At 62.5% G+C, this 1,271-nt stretch carries 1 protein-coding gene; it reads left to right on the top strand.

The window, feature by feature from the left end; genetic code table 11:
* Positions 1-89 precede the first annotated feature (89 nt).
* On the top strand, positions 90-1,268 hold the full coding sequence (locus tag D6B98_RS39600; protein WP_126262254.1) for an IS481 family transposase: 1,179 nt from the start codon (positions 90-92) through the stop codon (positions 1,266-1,268).
* Positions 1,269-1,271: the final 3 nt, after the last annotated feature.

Below are 1,271 nucleotides of genomic sequence, written 5' to 3' on the forward strand. Positions count from 1 at the left end.
TGTTTAGCCCGGACAGATCACTGACGGGTGTTCGGAGACATAGCTGACACATCAAAATGGGCTGGATTGGTCGATTCGGGAGGCCGTCCATGCCCTGGAACGAGGTGTCGGTGATGGATCAACGACGAGAGTTCGTGTGGCTTGCCATGCAGGAGGGAGCGAACCGGCGTGAGTTGTGCCGGCGGTTCGGCATCAGCCCAGATGTGGGCTACAAATGGTTGAGGCGTTGGCAGGCTGGCGACCATGAACTGGCGGACCAGCCCCGCCGTCCGAAGAGAATGCCCAGGCGCAGCGAAGCTGCGGTGGAGGCGCAGGTTCTGGCCGTGCGTGACAAGCATCCAGCTTGGGGCGCGCGCAAGATCGCGCATTGTCTGAAGCGCGCGGGCCAGACTGTGCCCGTGCCTTCGACGGTCCATCAGATCCTGTGCCGGAACGAGCGGATCAAGCCGAGCGAGAAGGCCCCGCCGAGTCCATCAGGCCATCGCTTCGAGAGGGAGGCACCCAATCAGCTGTGGCAGATGGACTTCAAGGGCCACATGCCCCTTGTCAACGGGACGCGCTGTCATCCGCTGACCATGGTCGACGATCACTCGCGCTATGCCCTGTGTCTGAAAGCCTGTGCCAATGAGCAGCGGCCCGCCGTGCAGCGTCACCTGACCGACACTTTCCGCCGCTATGGGCTGCCGGAGGCCTTCTATATCGACAATGGCTCTCCCTGGGGTGACACGTCCGGCGTGCGCTGGACAGCGCTGAAGGTGTGGCTGCTCAAGCTCGACATCAGGGTGGTGCATGCCAGGCCACGTCATCCACAAGGCCGGGGCAAGAATGAACGCTTCCACCGCAGCTTGAACGCGGAAGTGTTTGCTCTGCGCACGTTCCGTACCCTGGCGGAGGTTCAGCTCGCTCTCGACAACTGGCGCATGCTCTACAACCTGGAACGGCCTCATGAAAGTCTCGGCATGGGCGTCCCCGCCGATCGCTATCGGCCGAGCGCACGCGCCATGCCGGATCGTGTCCCGCAGGCCCAATACGACGCCGGAGAGACCGTCCGCACCGTCTCCTCGACCCGGAGCTATATCGCCTTCAAGGGGCACATGTGGAAAGTCCCACAAGCCTTCCGCGGCGAGCGCCTGGCCGTCAGACCCCTCGACCGCGATGGCCATTACGGAATCTTCTTTGCCAGCTGGCAGGTCGCATCAATCGACTTGACCAACGGCCAACCTGTCAGTGATGTGTCCGAACAGGTGTCAGCCATGTCCCCGGACTAAACA

This window comes from Bradyrhizobium sp. LVM 105 (genome assembly GCF_003957705.1).
Lineage (GTDB): Bacteria > Pseudomonadota > Alphaproteobacteria > Rhizobiales > Xanthobacteraceae > Bradyrhizobium > Bradyrhizobium frederickii.